This is a genomic window from Vibrio sp. 1F255 (assembly GCF_041439145.1).
Lineage (GTDB): Bacteria > Pseudomonadota > Gammaproteobacteria > Enterobacterales > Vibrionaceae > Vibrio > Vibrio crassostreae_C.
In genome coordinates this window covers 165,568-184,216 of record NZ_JBGONQ010000003.1, presented here as the reverse complement: position 1 = coordinate 184,216, position 18,649 = coordinate 165,568, and the positions used below count along the sequence as shown (strand labels likewise).

Here is an 18,649-nt window from a genome sequence, read left to right as displayed (position 1 = left end):
CTTACCACTTAACCCAAAAACTATTGATTAACCCTTCGGAACCAGATGACTGAGGCGCAAAACGTAGCCACTTTCCATCGCGCTCATTTGAAGCTAACTTAATTTCTTTTGAGAAACTCTTGAGTGACGAACTGCCAATCGAAAACTTAACATCTTTACCTTTCGCAGGCTTTACGATCAAATGTTCTGTCGTTAGCGACAAACTAAACGCTTCTCCCGACTCGTGCCAGTACACACTTCCGGGAGGTGAATTTTTGACAACTAACTCTTCATTTAGGTTTAAGGTCTGCGAATATCCAGTATCAATTAGAGAGTCTTTTCTACTTGCTCCTTCAATATTCAGCAATGAAGTGTCTTCAATCACATTTCGAATAAATAGAACTTGGGAGCTAGAGGCTTTGGTGTCACAAAATGGGCATAACAAAACGCCATCAGTGACATCAAAGTTATAAGTCGCGTTGCAACGCGAACTTTGGCACCGCACTAAAAGATGACTCATGCGTTCAAACACTTCGGCCCATTCGTTCAAAGTCGGCCGTGCCGTAGGGTTATCTTTACCCAACTCGAAACAGCGTTCAAATGCATCTCTCAAAGGCTTTAATGCAACAAGCTCCAGAGGCAGCCCTTTAAAGACCTCATTTGAGAAGTCCTCGGAATGATATATCCAAGCTAACTCCCCATTGAAGGCTCTCTCCTCATCTTCAGGAGTGCCACTGTCTACAAACTCTCCGATAAACGGATGGTTCGTCGTTAATAGTTTTAATGCAATGACAGCGAAACTCCATGAATCAGTTAAGGACGAAACAAATGCATCGCCATTTACTACTTCTGGTGCTCCATATCCAGGGCTGTAAACTCGACCAGGCCTTCCCTCCACCTCAGAGGAGTCGTAGCTGTCACGTTGATTGACACAAATATTATCGCAATCAATTAGCCAGACTTGATCATATTCAACTTCCTTAGAAACAAAGATATTACTTGGAGAAAGGTCGCCAAAGGCTAGCCCTCTAGAATGAAGATCGGCTAAGGTTCTAGCTAGCCTTGCCAGCAATCGCATGCGGCGTTTGATACCCCCTGTCTCGAGGTATTTTTCTGGCGAGCCTTCTGATTCATCCATCGCACTTTCAGTTTCATCCATAAGCGACTGAAGCGGGATCAAACCGTGCATCAACTCAAGAGCATATCCAACATTACCTTTATTTTCTTGAGGAGGAATACGCGCAAATGGTTTAGCAATATTCAATTGTTCCAGTGGTTGGCGCATCAGCCAGCGAATATGCTCCATCCACTGACTTTTTCGTTTTTTGTCTGCTTGAGTATTGATTTTAACAAGCACTTGTTCAAATTGGGTTGTACAAACTAACCCTTGACCGCCTTCCCCTAGCTTTGATTTCAATTCAAATTGTTGTCCAAATTCATCCTTGACCAATCTTTTGTTTGGTTTACGTTCATCGCTCATTATTTAATACCAGAAGTGCTAGTGTTTTATCATCTAGGTGATTTGGGGTTGCCCAGTTACGTAGTTCGTTCTTCAGCCAAGTTTTTGCTTGTCGAGCACTTTTGGCTTTCGTATGTTCGATAACTTCTTGGATAAAATCATCTTCTAAGCCTTCAGTAATGTCTTCGCTAATACCATCTGTCATAAGTGCTAGATATTCGCTTGGCCCTAGTTTGCCGTGAGATTCAGTCCAATCAGAATATTTGGTCGAAATACCTAGACCCGTTGTGACATTACCAAAGTCCCTGTTATTTAGCTTTTTATGTTGACCTGCTGTCAAACTGCGACTGGATATTAATAATCCATCCCCCAGTTGAAAGGTTCGATAGCGACCATCGTGCGTGTACCAGGCAATTAAACAGGTTGTTACAGCCTCTCTGGGAGCAACGGAATCTAACAAATTTAACCATTGCTGATAAATGGCTTTGATCAAGTGTTTACTATCGATCTGAAATGAGCTCTTTTTAATCACGTCATAAACGGCTTGAGTCGCTATCCTTGAACCAATATCAGCAAACTGCTTAGAGCCCATACCATCACAAACCACCGCGAGCCAACCAGTCGGTACCTTTCTTACCTTACAAAAATCTTGATTGGGCAAGCCGGTCGTATGATGACTGGGTCCTTTAACCGACACAGCGATTGTATGCATTGTTACCATTGGCCGCCGAGATCAAGACCTAAGTCATCATCTGCATTGCCAAAATCTGAAAAATCTATCGGGGTAATAACATTTGGGGTCTGACTTTTTGAGCGATGAGTGACGCTCATTGTAACCGCTCTGAAGAAGCGATGGATATCTCTTGCTTCGTTTGCCGTGAACACTGGGGCTTCAAGATCATTATTGAATTCGGCAAGAACCTGTTGATCTGCTTCACTGCCGATCGCCATTGCAAATCTGCTCGCTTTTTTCGCTCTTTCACTCTCGCATAGTGCCGTCAAATTAGACTTCCAATCATCGGTTGGAATACCATCTGAAAGAAGGAGCAATACCGGACGGTAATCTCTAGAGGAGAGCAGTTCTTGATCTTCAAGTAGCTCCGTCGCTAGTTTGAACGCATCCCCCATTGGAGTTCTACCAATGGCTTCAAGTGGCTCAATTTCACTAATTTCTTTGGCTTTAGCAAATGGAAGATGAAGCTCAGCTGAATTACCACCAAACGTGATTAATCCAACTTTGATTTCTGCTTGTCTAGCCGATTCTTGACTAAATGTAGCTAGCATATCTTTCACGGCTTCATTTAGTGTGGCAATTTTGCCATCTACAGACATACTGCCACTGGTGTCAGCTAGAATAATAACTGGTAGCGCCCTTGCTTTGGCCACTGTGAATTTTTTAAGACTCAATTTATTTCCTCGTTTAAATTAGACTATGTATCAGACCACCCTTAGCAAATAAATGTAACTTTTAGAGTGGTTTACAGCTACAATGTTTCTAAGCTTATGTTAACTTTCTCAAAAATAATTTAGCGTATCACGCTTCATTTAGGTGCGATACCGAACGGCACTCAGAATGAAATAGTTTGAATTCATTCGCGTGTAAAATAGCCGATACCAACCATGATTCAACTGATCATTTGTCAAAAACTATTAATGAGATTGATATCAAAAAACATAAGGTCCTTGGTTCAAGTCTTTTTTATCAAACTAACTAGTTCCTCAAACATCGACTCTGGAATGCCAGGCATCGCAGCCTTAAAAAACTCATTCTCAGCAACGGCATAGCAAACTAAATATCGCTCTGTTTTTTTATCTAACGAATTCAATTTATTAGTAAAGGTGTCTTCATCAATGCCCTTAGCTAACCATTGGTTCATTAAGTCACTTTTAGCTTTTTCTAAGTCTTTTTGTAGCCCTCGTGGCTCTTGATCTAAATCTCTTCTAAATGTTATGTAACCTTCCCTGATGGAGTCGAGGTTATCTACAACAGAACGACAACTCATAATGTTACAAAATATAGAATCAAGATCTTTACCATTTAACGCCAAACTTTTTGAAACATGCTCACTTGAGTTAACTGGAAGATCTTCAATATCGAGGCTTTTCTCAAGTGGATAACATAAAGGCACTGTAAACCGCAATGTTTTAAGATCAGTAAGCTCTAAGTGCCCAACATGCACTTGATCTGCTTCATCCAAAAAAGATACTTCATAAAACTGATATCGACGTCTAGCTACCCAAAGTAAAAACTCCGAGATATCCAGCTTGTGGATATAACAAGTTTGGTAACTTAGAACTAGCCAGCGGGAACCAACTGCTGTCGGTCTAACCGTGTTGATGATTCCCTCTCCTGCTTGCTCATGAAAAATCAGATTCGCGCGAACCAAAAAATTCATGTTTATATCATATTGAAGGCAAACTTCATCAAGCTGGAGATATTGCTCAGCTTCTTTTTGAGCTTTGTCTTTTTCTAGCGCACCAAAATAATCTTGGGTCAAACACACAATGCGGTTCTCTTATATTTAAGGTAAAACGATGAGCAACAGCTCACCGTCTAAGTTCTTACCGCTAATACCAAGCAGCTAACGGTAATAAGTTAATTGGGTTCCGTTCTAAGCTGCTTCCAAACGAGAAATAATAGCTTCTAAAGGCAAGTCTTTATCACGGATTAACTCAACGACAGCTTCGATATCTTGTTCGCGGTTCAAAGCTAACGCATGATTTAAATCATCAATGAGTGTCAGCGCCTGTACTTTGGTTAAACGTCGTAACATGCACACGCGATTATCCGTAGACATCTCCATAAGCTCTGAAGCTGAATCTTTAGTTTGTTTGACGGTGCGGGAATTCGTGCGCACTTTAGAGGTAACCAAGCTCTCAGTATTCGGAACATCTCTTGAAGGCGAATCTATGTTCACCACAGTAGTAGCTCGAAACTCTCGAACATCAGACTCATTCATCACAGTTTCTGCAGGTAAAGGTTCAAGATTCTTCTGATGATATTTATTTTTATTTACCAGGAGTTCTGAGTAGTAAGCCATTGTTGGTAGCATGAAATTTAAATGCTTTAGAATTGCTTGCTCAAGCTCTTTCATTTCATTTCGTTTGATATAGACGCCATCTTTTCGCGCTTGCAACGCGAATGAGATGGAATGCTTTACCGCTTCTAAGCGATTCGGGGTGATATCGTCTAGCTCTTGAGTCTCTAAAACACGAGACTCTTCTTGAGATTTCAACACCGGCAGGCGTGTGCGCAGAGATTTAATACAACCCTGAATTAGCTTATCGTTAGAGGCTTTTACGGGATTAGGTAATTCAGGGGTAGGTTTAGAATCATCCACTTCAGCTTTACTCGCTCTAATTTCACGCTTTACTTCAGCCATAACGTTATTGATTGATTTACAATCTGATGGCGTAGACCCAGTAAAAATGGGCTTTGGTACACCATCTATAAGTACTTTTAGGTGATTTGTCTGAGTTCTTTCGTAAGAGAAAGGCGTAGCTGTACCAAGTTGGTCATTTAAAAATTTGATTACACGCTTTTGGTATTTGCTGTAGCTAGATTGTTTACACATGACAGGCCTCTCAAACTAAGTCGTTTCGTTGAGAAGCATAATATTTGAAAGGGGTTTCGAAATGAGGTTTATAAGCTTGTGAAAAACGTATCTACCAAGATGAGGTTCATGAATGTAGCTAAAGCGAAGCCTTCGTTAGCTTTGATTATCGTGGTATTCAATATCCACTTTCATAACTAAACCTTTTACCATCGCATCCCATAACGCAGGAGCATACGTTTTAAGAATAACTACACCTGAGTTTCGCTCATTACTGGAATCATAGGCTCTATCAATTTCCAACCATTCTTCGATAGAATATACGTCTGCACCTTGATAAAGCCAATCTCCAACGTTGCTTCGAATAGAGTCTTCAGTTCCGGTTTTTATATAGATATGTCGACCTTCTCCTGTCGCTATATAATCGATCACTCCAACTTTAAGCATATTAACCCCAGGGCAAGATTACGAAGCCCCTTGCCCTGCAAGGACTTGCGAAAGGTAAGCGTTATTGCGGTTCGCTTTTTTCTGCTTTCTTTTGATCCCTGCTTTGAAGCTGATTTCTTCCGTCAGCAGATTTAAAGCTATATGTCTTATAACTGCTAAATTCTCACCGGCTTGCTCTCGACGTATCCGACATTCATCTTCTTTAAAACCAACGTCTAATCGCCAGTGCATCTGATTTTCAATGCTCCAATGTGCTCGCGTGCTCTCTAGTAAAGCTTTAGCCGTTAGTTTTGCTGAGCTTATGTAGTGCTTGATTTGCATTGTTTCTGCTGGCTTATCACCTTCTTGACGAATTGAAACGACCATACCAATTGTGGAGAGTTCAGCCCAATCAAACGCTATATAGCCTAAGAAATCTGTATTGTGAACAACCATACTCAAACGCGTTTCTGTACGACCATGCCCTTTCTCTTGAGTGACGTATTTATCACCTTCAAAACTATTAATCATACTAGAATTAAACACTTGGCTAATCGCTTGCTCCAATCGTTTTTGATTACCTTTTACCGCTAAGAGATAATCTGCATCTTGAGCGACTATCTTTTCAGCTATATCCTTCTGGCATCCCATAGCATCAATAGTCACTAAACAACCTCGCAAGGAAAGCATTTCAAGCAGTTCAGGGATCGCTTTTATTTCATTGCTTTTATCCGCAGTCTTCACTTGTCCTAGTACAACTTGGTTTGCTGCACTAAAGGCACTAACCATATGGATTGCACCACAACGCTTGTCTTTGTTGTATGTGCCTCTGAGAGTTTTGCCGTCGATAGCAATCACTTCACCCTCTGTCGTCTCATGACAGTCTTTCATCCACGCAGTAAAGCATCGTTGCAGTTGCTTGGCGGAAATAAGATTGATAACTCGGGCAATGGTATCGTGTACTGGTATGCCTTGTTTGAAATCACCATACTGCCTAAGCCATTCCAAGTTATCTTCACCAAAATCTTCAATATCCTCCCAACCTTCAGCACCAGCAATCACTGCTGCAATTGTTAAGAAGATAATGTCGGTTAGCGTGTGCTCTATTTTCCAAGCTTGGCGAGGGTCTCGAATAACTGAAATATGGTCCAAAAGGCTTAATCCATTCATTATGGCTAAATATCTGCTGTTAAAAAACAGTATATGACCACACCTAAATCTGATCATCAAATCGATCTTGAATGTATTGAATTTGTTGTGACTTCAGTGTACAAATTAGTGGAAACATCACTTCACGCTACCCCTTATTCCATATGGGTTTTTCATGATCTTGCCCTGATATTAACCCCTTTTAAATCTCATTTATTTTTAGTGACAACCGCAACGAACATTCGTGCAGAAGTAACAATAATATTTTAGCCCCTAGATTCGAGCGAACATCGACTTTCTAGGAGCTATGAGCAATAAAGCTAAGCATTCAATTTAAATATCGTTTTATTGACTTATCAATTGATGCTTCAATAACTTCAAGTACCCAATCAGAATCCCGCTTTATAGGCTCATTCAAGCAGTGATGAAGCACCGTTACTACAACTTCCGCCACCTCACTCACAAACTTATGCTCTCTTACATAATGCATTGGGTGTAATGACGTTCTTTCTCTTACCAAACAATAGACTTCTTGATAGCTTTCATCGATATCCTGATGTGACATGGCTTTGAAATGTTGCCCTTGAATCACATCGAAGCACAAACTAGTGCAATGGATTGTCAAAGGAGAATACTTCATTTATCACCTCCTAACCCACCACTATTAGCTTTTTTCAATAGACGTTCAAATGCACTTCCATCATTCCGCGTTAAATTAGGTACGAAACGGCTGTATGTCTGAAAAAGCATCTTGGTCGTCGTATGCCCCATTTGCCTAGCTATCCACTCAGGGGCTTCACCAGCGGCAAGCATCAGAGTGGCATAAGTATGGCGCGTTTCGTATGGGCGACGATACTTCAACCCCATCTCTTTTAACGCAGGCTTCCAAATTCGGTCACGGACATTCCCTTTGTCCAAAGGGTTCCCTGAAGCATTTGTAAATACGAACTCTCCTTCCCCTGTTAACTTGAATTGCTTTTCCAAAGCCTCATAAACATGAGAGTTCATTTGAATATCTCTAGCAGAACCTGTCGTCTTAACTGTATCCATTCTCCCATGTACATAAGTTTCACGAACAGAAATTGTCTTCAAATTGAAATCCACGTATTGCCACTTCAAACCATCAATCTCTGAAGTCCGCATACCAGTAAAGAAGCGTGTGGTGAAATACGTCTTGTAATCATCCCTAATTTTATCGAGAAAATGCATTACTTCCTCAATACTAAACGGCTGAACGTCTCTTCTATCAATTCTCAACGCTTTAATGTTTTCAAACGGAGTTCTAAATTCATAACGATCTGCAGCTTCTGACAACATCATCCTTAATGGCGTCATCACGTGATTAATAAACTCTGCTGATAGTTTCTTACCCGATTTTGGTTTAGCTAATTCAGCTCTGAACTTCAAAATATCTGGCCTAGAGATCTGATCAATAGAAGTACTTCCAAAGTGTGGAACAAGGTATCTGTAAAGGTATAAACGAATACTCTCCTTATAGCTTTCTTTCCATCGACTTTCGTTTTCTTCGTACCACTCAGCGGCAAAGTCTTCTAATGAAATAAGAGAAGTACCTTGTGCTTCGTGTATTGCACTTTTATAACTCCCCAACATTTCTTGCTTTACCTTTTCGGCCTTACAGTCCTCCTCAAGAAATCGAGCAGCTCTACTTGAGCTTGGAAAGTAATCTCTATAGACGAAAGACCCCAGTCTTATGTCTGCATCTATCTGATTAAGCAGCTTTTGCAACTTCCTGGTATTCTGAATGGTATTAGGTAAGGCAGTCTGTTCTCTGCATCGGATATCGTTGTACCTAAAATCCAGAAATAGTTTTCCATTTCGTTCTCGTACTTTACCCATAACAGATACGCCCTCCTGCCATTGGAATTATATTTTGATTTCGAGATGCAGATTGATACAAATCCCGCTCAATAGCTTCCCAAATGTAGAGAATTTTGCGACCATTGAAAGGTCGGATGTAATGCGTACCTTCGATGAAAAGAGAGTCTCGCAATGTCGCGTTAATATAGTTGGCGCTAAATTTGATACGACTTGCGAGCTCTTTTGCAGTCAATAATGTTTGGTCCATAATGACCTCCTTATTTGCTAGCCAAGAATAACTTTCGTCCTGACAAGACAAACTATAGAACCATTAATTCGTCCCATCAAGACGATTTATATACCAAATAATTATATAGATATGATTAAATATAAGATCAAAGAATTAGTAGAAATTAAATCGTTACGCGAAAAACGTAAGATTACTTTATCTGAAGTTGCCGAAGCCGTTGGAGTTCAAAGCTCCGCGATGTCAAAGCTTGCTAATAACAAAGGTTATACAACCACAACGACCACTTTGAATGAATTGTGTAAATTCTTCGAATGCAAGATCGAAGAGCTTATAGAGTACATACCAGAATAAGAGCCAAGTCAGATACGTATCTAGATCATAGCGATCTCTCAACTATCCCACTTCAATTTCCCCTTCCAGATGATCTATTGTTTGGAATAAGGACTTTATCTTAGGTTAAGAAGCCCTCTCCTAATAGTACAGTTACTGCTAGTTTATTGAATACAGCAAATCGCTAGCTTAGTTTTGTCGGGTGGACGACACCTGTTACCAAGTGCCGTCTCCCTAAGAACCCAGCGTGCAACTTTCACTGCACTAGGCTCAAGCCTCCACGAAGGCATCGTTTGATACCCAGCAACTTATAAAGCAGTCGGAGCAGGTTCGTTCCAAGAGTTACGAGCTAGCCTTTTGGACTTCCTTTTAACCAAGTACTCTTGGTATCGAGGGGCAAATGGAGTCGCTGCACTTCGGATTTTCACATGCCTTTCTATTGGCACTTTGGCTATTTGGAAGAGATTGAACTGGCAATCCATATCCATGATCTTCTGCCAACCGTGAAACTGCCACTGGTCTTTTCGGTTGATGAAGTATTTTAGGGCGATCCAAGTTTTAGACTTTGTTGGATGGCGTCTTTTTGCCCAGTGCCACAATGTATGGAATAGCTTGTGGCCTACATATCCGAATACTTGTTTGGCAACGCAGTGTCGGTAGTAGTTCGACCACCCCCTAAGTTTCGGATTTATCAGTTTGATAAGATCATTCACTTGTAGGGTTACGTGCTTTTTGACGAGTTCACGCAGATTACTCAAGAACATCAACGTGTTCGATTTACTCGGTTTAATGAGCAATTTCTCTTTGTACTTCCTATGGTTAAAACCTAGGAAATCAAAGCCATCATTAATGTGAGTGATATGCGTTTTCTCTTCGGAAAGTGTTAGGCCTCTTTCTGCTAAGAAATCAGCGATCAACGGTTTGATATCGTTCTCTAATACTTCCTTTGAAGCACAAGTGACGACGAAATCGTCGGCGTATCCAATAAAGTTGGCTCTTGCCCCCTTTTTGAGAGCGGTAGACTTAATCTGCTGTTCGAGACCAGAGAGCGTCATTAACATCAAGGTTGGGGATATAATCCCGCCTTGAGGCGTGCCTTCATCGGTGTCTTGAAATAGCCCTTTGTCTACAAAGCCAGACTTTAACCATTGTCCCAACATACGTTTATCAACAGCAATATTGTCCATCAGCCATTGATGCCCTATTTTGTCGAAACAGGCTTTGATGTCCCCTTCGAGAACCCATTGTGCTGACCGTTTCTGACTTAAGCAGATAAAACACTGTCCGATTGCGTCAGCAGTGCTGCGCCTTGGTCTAAAACCGTAGCTGTTAGGATCGGCAATACTCTCAGACACAGGCTCTAATGCTAATAGATAAAGTGCCTGTTGCGCTCGGTCTATCATGCATGGGATGCCCAATGGTCGAAGTTTGCCATTCTTTTTGGGGATATAGATACGCTTGAGTGGTTTAGCTTGATAGGCCTTTCGACTCAATTGATGCACGGCTTTCATGCGACGAGTGTCTGTGTTCCAAATGACACCGTCTATTCCAGACGTTTTACTGCCTTTGTTTTGCGATACTCGTTTAACAGCAAGAAGCTTTGCTGAACGAGAGTGAGTCAGTATCCATTGCAATGCTTTCGCTTTGCCACGTTTACCTTCTCTCGTTGCCTTTGCGATACGCATCTGAAGCTTTAATACATGCGCCTCAACAGATTTCCAGTCAATTGACTGCCATTGAGCGCTGTCAGGAGCGGCACTAATCTCTTTTGAGATCATCATTTGCATTTCTCCTTGAATAAAGTTCTTCAAATTCTCTCGCAACGGGAGACCAGTCGGAAGTGGGCTCACTTTCGTGACCAGACACAAGTCTGTATCTGCATCGTTACAATGCAGCATTCGCTTTTTCCAACCTCCTATACCTGCATCACTATCGGCCGCGAAGGCTTTCCCGGAGGGAGTGATACAGGCTTACCGTGTTCCGTATGTTGCGCAGTGTCAGTGTAGATGCCCGCTATAGTGCGGAGAGTTCGACGATCACGAAAGAGCATGGGGCAATCCCTTTCCGACTCTCGTGCCTTTTGGCCACAGCGTATTAACCACTTCCGCTGTTTCATAACATAACGCACCTTATGCGGATTCACTTATGTTCATCATGCTGACTACGTAGCACTCACCCGATTGTGGTTATCAGGAGGATCGTCCTCTCACGATTTTGATCCCGATTGGTCTATGACCAACCTTCGTTACATTGTCAGGCTCGCTACTTTATTCAGAGCCTTAGGTTCATCTGGTGATACAGATGGTTCACACATTAAACGGTGAACAGCGCTTCATACGACTTCACGTCGCACGCCCCAAAGTGAGTTAGAACAAATAATCCGAATTAATTATTAATAATTAATTCGGATTAACTTAATCTATGTGATTTATACAAAAGGTAGTCTAAATGACTGCCCTTGTCGGGTGGGCATTTGGGTGATAATAGCGTTTTCACCAAACTAGGCTGTTTAACTTAGCCTGATTTTGTAAAGGCTATATGCCCGTTTAATTTACGTTAAAATTTCAGTGCCACCCATATCGATACACAGTTTAATATCAGTTATCTTCATGACCACTTTATTTAAAGTGCTACTACGCGTCAGCCCCATACCCTCAGCCTTGAATAAGGTTTAACCGTATTAATTCTCCACCATCAGACGAGCTAACTTAGCAAAAATCGAACTCTTGCTGCTGTCACTACTTTTCAGCATATCAAGAGTGAAAGAGTTGAGGTAGACACCGGTTAGTGGGTTGGTGAACACATCCAAAGGTTCGCCCTTAGCATCCCAAATTAGTAGGTTCTCTACCAGGTTGGGCCGCGCCATTGACGGGTTTGCTGGTTGAGAGTCGCTTACCAAGACATAGAGTCCGTAGTCATGCGGCTGCAGGTACGTATGGTGATGCTTCATCTTCTGCGACTTAGTCAGCGGATCGTGAATCGAGCGACCAGGCGACATCAGGTAGGGCAGCACGTTCAACTCCACCTTGGCCGAACGTGTGATAGCGTAATCGCTGAACTTACCCCCATCGCGTTCGGTCTGCTTCTTTTCCTGCTCCTGAAAGGAGTACAAGTCCACCACGTCTAGGTGGCTTGGGCCGATCAGGCGCGGCACCCGCACACTGTTGTAGGTGGTGAGCAGCACATCCGCAGCGTGGTCATAAAGGTAGAAACTATTGTTGAATAGTTTCTTCAACCTCGCCAGTGCCGGATGCTCGACAGCCAGCCACTCCAGATCACCCTCTGTGACCCCAGTATTTGCCACTCTCAGCTGGTTACCGTCTGACATCAACTCAACGTGCCCAAGCAACGTGGTGCCGTTATCCGTCGAGCGCACTGCAAACGCTGTATAGCGCCCTGTCGCGATGTTCGGCAACTGGATATGGCACTGTGTGAGCAGGCTCTCTTTGAACCACAGTTCAGTCTTAGTCCGACAGATCTTGCTATTTACCAAGTTAACCGCAGACTTCAGGCGGCTTCTGGGCTTTGCCAGATCGGCACTGTATTGCTCTGGGTTGGCTTTGGACAGCTCATCGATATAGTTGATAGCTTCAAGCAGCTTGCTATCTATGTTCATGCCTTGCAGGGCCACGTGTAGTGGTTCTTGTTGCAACCACCCATGCAGACGATCTAGTTTGAGCTGGGTGTAAGTGTCCCAACGTAAACCAGATTGCTTCCGGTCTGTGTCATACGCTGCAAAGAAGTTGCCATGTTCAGCAGTACCATCACAGAGCTGGCGAATACTGTTACTAGTATCATCTTCCACCGGGTTAAGCACCATTACCGAGGTATTTGACGGCAATTCGGAGAATCGGGTTTTCTTCGCCTGCTCCAACGAGTCTACGGGCCACAGCTGGTACCCAGGCAGCTGCGTGGCTAGAGCGTTGAAGAAGTAGGCCTCTTGCGTGGCGCTGAAATCTACGCCGTTGTTCACTACCAGTAGAGTATTGGCCAGTTGCTGATCTAGGTCGGTTACAAATTGATTGACCTCGTAGGTAGCCTGAAATGGTATTGGCGCGTGGGGGATCTCTAGTTCGATGAGACGTTCGACCACAGCATTCATCACTACATTGTAGGTGTAGGCCTGACAATCACCATAGCCGCTGCGCTCGCGGAAAAACTCCAGCTTAGTGTCACGGGCATCGAGCTTGCGTCGGGCTTTTACCCGACCACTATCGGTGTTGAACCATACCTTGTCATCATTCAGAACCAAGTGCAGCTCTTCAGCGGGCTCAACCAGGAATTTGCGCTTGTACAAGGTGAACGCGAGCTCACGCTCCTCTGAGGCAAACACATCAAGTTCGAAAGCCTCCATCACCCCAGTACCATTTTTCTTGGTGACCGGTTGGCTCAGGCGAGCGTTAAGGTACATCACCGCGTTGAAGTAGACGGGACACACTGCGAAACGGTCAGCTGCTTGTTCCAGAAGTATCATCTTCAAGTGCAGACCGAACAATCCCTGGATCAAGCGTGCCAGGCTCTGCTCGTTGGCAGTCAGTTGCTGACATACTTGTTCAATACGCGTCGATAGCGACTGGTGAGCCGGCGTGTGTCGAGCCGCGGAAGGTGCCAGGTAAAAATAGACGTGCTGGCCGCTGGGGAGGCGGTGCAACTCATACTTCACGTCGTCTTTGGCATCTAGCCCCAGCGTCTGCCGAAGTTGCACCTTGACCTCACGATGAACGCGTGCGTGATAGTCTCGGCTCTTCTCTTTTCGCTCCTTGTTGAAACGCTGCAATCCAAAATCGATCACGTACAGATCAGAGACAGGCGCTAGCAAGCGGCGAATGGTGGCCAACGGCGCCTCTTCAAGCTGGATCAGGTTAGTGCGAGCAATCGGGGTATCGGTCAGTTTTTGTAGATTGGGGAACATTATTATCCTCAAGGCGGCCCGCAGGCCGCCGGTTATTTGTAGGTTACCGTCCGAGCAGGGTGTCCAGCATCGGGTTGATGTGCATAGTAGTGTCCAGCTTGGACTTGTCCTGACGTCGTAGACGCTCGCGATCCAGCGGCTGATAATATTGGTGGTCGGCCTGAAGCAGATTTAGATAGTGGATGGTATGATCCACATTATCTTGCCACATCAGGTTGTTCGGGTTCTGGCTGTAGGCCGCGTTCAGGTAGACAAATTTGATGCGCTGGTAGCGACCGGCCAACGCCGCCCGCACTTGCTCTTGACCATCTAGGTCTGCAGCTTGGCTGGCGATGTCACGGATCTGACGGATCTTGTTATCGCTCTTCTCTAGGGTGTCTTCCGCCCGCGTCAAATCGTCCAGCTTGGTTGCCCAACGCTTGACGTCAACACAGACCAGATCATCACCTACCTCGATAAAGCGGTCGAAGAATTCGTACACCAACGGCTCTAGTCTCTCAAAGACTTGCATGTCGTCGAGCGGCAGCACCCCGTAATGAGCCAACACCCTGTCAAACAAGTATTCGCCAACATTGCCTTTGAGTAGTGGCACCAGCTTAGGGTGCGGTACCACCTTGGCAAACGCCGTTTTCTGGATGTCGGCACATTCTCGCATCAGCTCTCCCACCAGGTTTCCTGGGGTGAAGTCGACGTCCTTGCTGTACTGCGGGAAGATGGTCAGCTCAGGGCGGTACTCACGAGCTCCGCCGGCAAAGTCGGACAAGGCCGAGTAGTCAGGATGGGCCAGTCCATCAGGGCCGCGCTTATGACACAACAAGATAGGCTGATTGCCCTGGCGGCGCGAGATGAACAACTTGTCATGGATCGACTGCATTTGACGGTTGACGGCATACTGGGGATGGGCTTGCAACTTCTCCAGCCAGCGCTCAGGGTTGGCGAAAGAGTCACGATCACGGAACAGGTTGCACAGATCTAGGTATTCAAAGCCACCACCACGCACACGGTTCATCCAATCGCTCTTCAGGACACGTTTGTGGACAGCGTCGATCCGGCGGCCATCGTTCAATACTGACTGTTCAAACGTACGGCGCAACTCCGCGCTGTCGAAAGAATGATTTCGGCTAAGCTCTTCACAGAACTCCTTGAGACGGTAGTTGAGCAGGGACATGCTCTCCAGCACCACCTCGTTGCCAGCGTCCTCGCTTAATCCCGCAAACTGGAACGCCACGTTGTGCATAACGTCACTGGGAAGGAAGATCTTAGTGTTCAGCAAGGTATCACGGCGCTCGACCCGCCCCACCGCCTGGACAATCACCTTAAACAAGCTCATGCCATGCTCGGCCATCAGCAGGCGATAGTTGTCTCCTTGCGCAAAGTTGACACTAAAGTCGGCCATCTGGTGACCGGCGATGTCATCGGCCAGGTGCTTTAGCACGCTGACGTAGTTGGGCAGACTGTTGAGGTTGGCACCGTTGCCCATCACCTCGCTGTAGAACGATGAGTTGATCAGCACTAGGTGCTGGAAGTCGACGTCCAGGCGCGGCACATTTGCATCTTCGATGTCGCCATCATGGTACTTGACGAAGTAGTTGAGGCCGGTACCCGCGCTGTTGTAGGTGCTCATGAACACCAGCACGCTATTGTCGTCCCTGACATAGGTTTCCCGCTTGATATCCTCTACATTGGCCAGCGGCGAGTCAAAGAACACCAGATGGATCGTGTGACGTCCCTGAAACGGGGTAAAGGTCAGGATCTGGTCATGTTGCTTCTCATGCTTTTCGTCACACTTGGAACTCATGCCGTACTGCTTGCGCCATGCGGTCTGATGCTGGCGGTAGGCGCGAGCGAAAGCGTTTTTGAAACCGCCGGAGAGCGACAAGATTAGGCTGTTTTTGCCTTCGTAGGCGGCGAGAAGCAGCGCTTCCAGTTCACGGCAGTGCTGGCGCCGCTTGTAGGGGTTGCTCAGAGCGTACTCCAGTGGTTCACGCAGAGCGCTGAAGATGTCGTCGTACACCGCTCGGAAGGTCTCGCAGCACTGGTAAGTATCGGTCAGTACCGGTAGCTCAGCATCAAAGACCTTGAAGTGAGCATCGCGAATACGGGCTCGCAGTTCGCGAAGCTCCTTGAGCATGCTGATGTCTGCAGGTTCGCGCTCGACCACACGATAGCCCAGGTCGCGGGCGTAACGCTGCAGAAAGTGACGGCTGAAATTACCGTTTTTGGTGTGGCTAAAGCCACTGGTGGCACTCAGGCCGATCACCTTATTCTCAGTGCCAGTCAGTAGGCGTAGCAGCATCGCTTCAGGTAACTCTTTCACCAGATCCATCTCGAAGGCCAGGATCACAGTGCGCTCTGCCCCCTTGTTCACGTAGTTCAGCTCGGTCACCGGAGTCATGGTGAACACAGTCTTCGGCTGCAGATAGGTGTAGAAATGGTCAATCAGCAAGTTTTCATCGGTAGTGCGGTCAAAGATGTGGCGCACTTCACCGGCAACGTTGTTGGCGGCATCGACAAACTGGCCCAGAGGGGTGTTCTGGCTACTAGCGTTATCCTGGCCACCGTTCTTCACCCAGCGCTTGAAATGGCGGTTAGTGATCTGGGCGCAGGCAGCCAAGATAGCTGAGATCAGCTGGAACAGATCGTGCAGTGTGGGGTTAGCGTCGGTGGTGTCGCCCTCGACCTCGTAATACAGCTCCGTGCGGGTGACGTCGTCTTCGCTGTTGCGCATTCGGATGCGCTTTAGCCCCTCTTCGTTGACGTACATCTTGGCATTGAAGCTGAAGACATTGCGGGTGATTGAGATGATGCGCTCCGCAGCGTCACCATTAACTTCAAACGCACCCAGCTGGTCACGGAACATTTCCAGTACAGAGCCCAGAGTCGTTCCTGGTGACAGCTCGCACTTGTCGGCAAGCAGCTCGCGCAAGGCCGTGATGAACTTGACCTTCTCCTGCTCGAAGGTAGTTTGCTCTTCGTGAGGTTTTTCCCGGCGCTCTAAACTAAGAACCGCGTTGTAGATGCGCCCGGTGACCGAGAGCACATGCGCCAGGTTGTTTTCCTGTTTGACTAGTTTGACATGGCAGCTGTCTTCGAGGCGGGTATAGGCTTCGTGCAGTTCGTCTACCACCACGGTGAAGCGAATGTTGTTGCGGCGGAACGGGCAATCCGGGTTGCTCTTGAAGTGTTCGTTACGCAGATAGTCGACCTGCACCGCGTGACTTTCAGCAGCAACGGTGCTGATCTGTGGCTTTTCCGGCTTCACCTTGCCACCAATCAGCAGGTCGAAGCCCACCGACTCAAAGCGCATTCCTTCACCCCGCTGACGCGGCGCCAGACGGTAGGTCGATGTGTCGAACTTGTTGGTGGTCATTAGCAGTACAGAAGGGCGGAACTTACAGACCTCGAATGGCAATACTTGCTTGATCAGCTCGAAGTAGACTTCGTGCACGCTCATCTTCGGTGCATTCTTGCCCTCGGCCTCAACTTGTTCGGTTTTGTGCAGGCGTTCGCGGCGAGCTTGAATGCCGCGGCCAACATAGTCACGGATTGGATTTTCCGAGCTGCTGGCATCAAACAGCGCCTTGCAGGCGGACTCGATCGTGGAACGAAGGCTGTTGCGGTAGCTCTTGAGCTGATCTTCCGCCATCTCTTTGTCTTGGATCGCGTCTAACGTGCCGAAGGCAGAAAGTCGCTCGATCTGCTCTTCACAACGGTCGATTTGGATCATTAGGTAGTTGAGTGTGCGCATCGCGGACTTGATGTAAGAGCTATCCTTCGCTCCCTCGTACCACTGGTTATAGCGTTTGCGGTTTTTCTTGCCAGAGGCCCAGTCCACGAAGTCGAGGTCAGCGATGTCCTTGCGTGCCAGTACGCAGATGAACTCACCGCCGGCGGCCAGAATTTTGTTTTTTTGACTACGTTCGAGGTCGATTTGCGACTTCTGTGGCGACATGAACAGCAGATTGGTGAAGCCACCCTCTGGGAACAGGTAGTCAGAAGCCTGGGTTTCTGCGAAGCGTTCGATGTACTCAACGTAACCCTGGATCACGCCGTAGCTCTTACCAAATCCGGTGCCGTCAGAGCTGAAGAGCACCTCTGCGCCGTCACGCTCGTGCACATGGTATAGCTTTGAGGCTCGAGCGCGACATTTATTGATGTCGTCGACGAGCTTGGCGGCCGGAGTCTGTTTGGTGATCAGGTCGCTAAGGCCGAGGCTAGCTCGCGCAGCTTCAGCTCGCTCACACTGGCGATAGCGATTAATGACCAGCTGGTTGTGCTCGATAAGCACTTTTTCCACCTGCATCGGCACCAAGAATAAGGTTGCAGAGATCTCTCCGATCGTATCGGAAAGCGGCTGATGCGGGTCGCTCACAGAAAAGTGGTGTAGTACCGCATTAACAGTCTGAGGGTTCAGCGCCCGCTTCAGCGTAGGCAGTGTGACGCTGTAGTCATACAGCGCCAGGTCGTCCGCGAGCAGGCAGCAAAAGCGTTGTTTGTTGGCGTCACCCGTTGGGCGGCTAGCCTTGGCCAGGATCTTGGCACCCTCAAGGCGAAATAACAGCGCTGCTGCATCGCGGTGTGGCGAATTGAAGTCGATATTCAACTGTTGGCTAAAGGCCATGCCTGCATCCAGTCGGGTGTGCTTGACCAACTCCGGAAAGCGTTGGCGAACAATGGTTAGGAGTTTTAAATCTTCTTCAATCGTCCACTTCATGGGTAAACCTGCTCAATTTTAGTACGGTACCAACATTTTATTCGAATCATTTGATACT

The 18,649-nt window shown here is 46.2% G+C and carries 14 protein-coding genes; 1 reads left to right on the top strand and 13 read right to left on the bottom strand.

The annotated features are described in order from the left end of the window. Nucleotide 1 precedes the first annotated feature (1 nt). The 10 genes from ACED41_RS03575 to ACED41_RS03530 all read right to left on the bottom strand — a co-directional run bounded on the left by ACED41_RS03575 (nucleotide 2) and on the right by ACED41_RS03530 (nucleotide 8,653). On the bottom strand, nucleotides 2–1,459 hold the full coding sequence (locus ACED41_RS03575; protein WP_371724486.1) for a protein kinase: 1,458 nt from the start codon (nucleotides 1,457–1,459) through the stop codon (nucleotides 2–4). Then, on the bottom strand, nucleotides 1,449–2,150 hold the full coding sequence (locus ACED41_RS03570) for a PP2C family serine/threonine-protein phosphatase (RefSeq protein ID WP_371724485.1): 702 nt from the start codon (nucleotides 2,148–2,150) through the stop codon (nucleotides 1,449–1,451). The genes ACED41_RS03575 and ACED41_RS03570 overlap by 11 nt, the downstream gene beginning before the upstream one ends. Nucleotides 2,151–2,152: 2 nt before the next feature. Further along, the gene (locus ACED41_RS03565) at nucleotides 2,153–2,845 is read right to left on the bottom strand and encodes a VWA domain-containing protein (protein ID WP_371724484.1); all 693 of its coding nucleotides are present in this window, start codon (nucleotides 2,843–2,845) and stop codon (nucleotides 2,153–2,155) included. Nucleotides 2,846–3,126: 281 nt separating this feature from the next. Further along, nucleotides 3,127–3,942: a hypothetical protein gene (locus tag ACED41_RS03560; RefSeq protein ID WP_371724483.1), complete on the bottom strand. Its 816-nt coding sequence runs from the start codon at nucleotides 3,940–3,942 to the stop codon at nucleotides 3,127–3,129. A 108-nt stretch (nucleotides 3,943–4,050) separates the two neighbouring features. Beyond that, the gene (locus tag ACED41_RS03555; RefSeq protein WP_371724482.1) at nucleotides 4,051–4,821 is read right to left on the bottom strand and encodes a hypothetical protein; all 771 of its coding nucleotides are present in this window, start codon (nucleotides 4,819–4,821) and stop codon (nucleotides 4,051–4,053) included. Nucleotides 4,822–5,148: 327 nt separating this feature from the next. Then, the gene (locus ACED41_RS03550; protein WP_060981879.1) at nucleotides 5,149–5,439 is read right to left on the bottom strand and encodes a hypothetical protein; all 291 of its coding nucleotides are present in this window, start codon (nucleotides 5,437–5,439) and stop codon (nucleotides 5,149–5,151) included. 18 nt (nucleotides 5,440–5,457) lie between these two features. Then, nucleotides 5,458–6,588 (bottom strand): ISAs1 family transposase, encoded by a 1,131-nt coding sequence (locus ACED41_RS03545; protein WP_065584519.1) that lies wholly within the window; start codon nucleotides 6,586–6,588, stop codon nucleotides 5,458–5,460. A 307-nt stretch (nucleotides 6,589–6,895) separates the two neighbouring features. Continuing rightward, complete coding sequence (locus tag ACED41_RS03540; protein WP_371724481.1) at nucleotides 6,896–7,207, bottom strand: hypothetical protein; 312 nt, start codon at nucleotides 7,205–7,207, stop codon at nucleotides 6,896–6,898. After that, complete coding sequence (locus ACED41_RS03535) at nucleotides 7,204–8,424, bottom strand: site-specific integrase (RefSeq protein ID WP_210464449.1); 1,221 nt, start codon at nucleotides 8,422–8,424, stop codon at nucleotides 7,204–7,206. Before ACED41_RS03535 ends, ACED41_RS03540 begins: the two co-directional genes overlap by 4 nt. Further along, entirely contained in the window at nucleotides 8,417–8,653 is a 237-nt protein-coding gene (locus ACED41_RS03530; RefSeq protein WP_371724480.1) for a hypothetical protein, read from the bottom strand. The genes ACED41_RS03535 and ACED41_RS03530 overlap by 8 nt, the downstream gene beginning before the upstream one ends. Before the next feature lie 111 nt (nucleotides 8,654–8,764). Here ACED41_RS03530 and ACED41_RS03525 point away from each other — a divergent pair, with 111 nt between their 5' ends. Beyond that, a complete protein-coding gene (locus ACED41_RS03525; protein WP_371724479.1) occupies nucleotides 8,765–8,986 on the top strand; it encodes a helix-turn-helix domain-containing protein in 222 nt (73 codons plus the stop codon). Between the two features lie 287 nt (nucleotides 8,987–9,273). On the opposite strand, the gene ltrA is transcribed toward ACED41_RS03525, so the two are convergent. From ltrA to ACED41_RS03510, 3 genes are all read right to left on the bottom strand, one after another. Beyond that, complete coding sequence (ltrA, locus tag ACED41_RS03520) at nucleotides 9,274–10,746, bottom strand: group II intron reverse transcriptase/maturase (protein ID WP_371724478.1); 1,473 nt, start codon at nucleotides 10,744–10,746, stop codon at nucleotides 9,274–9,276. Between the two features lie 899 nt (nucleotides 10,747–11,645). Next, on the bottom strand, nucleotides 11,646–13,877 hold the full coding sequence (locus tag ACED41_RS03515; protein WP_371724477.1) for a hypothetical protein: 2,232 nt from the start codon (nucleotides 13,875–13,877) through the stop codon (nucleotides 11,646–11,648). A gap of 43 nt (nucleotides 13,878–13,920) precedes the next feature. Next, entirely contained in the window at nucleotides 13,921–18,591 is a 4,671-nt protein-coding gene (locus ACED41_RS03510) for a hypothetical protein (RefSeq protein ID WP_371724476.1), read from the bottom strand. Nucleotides 18,592–18,649 lie beyond the last annotated feature (58 nt).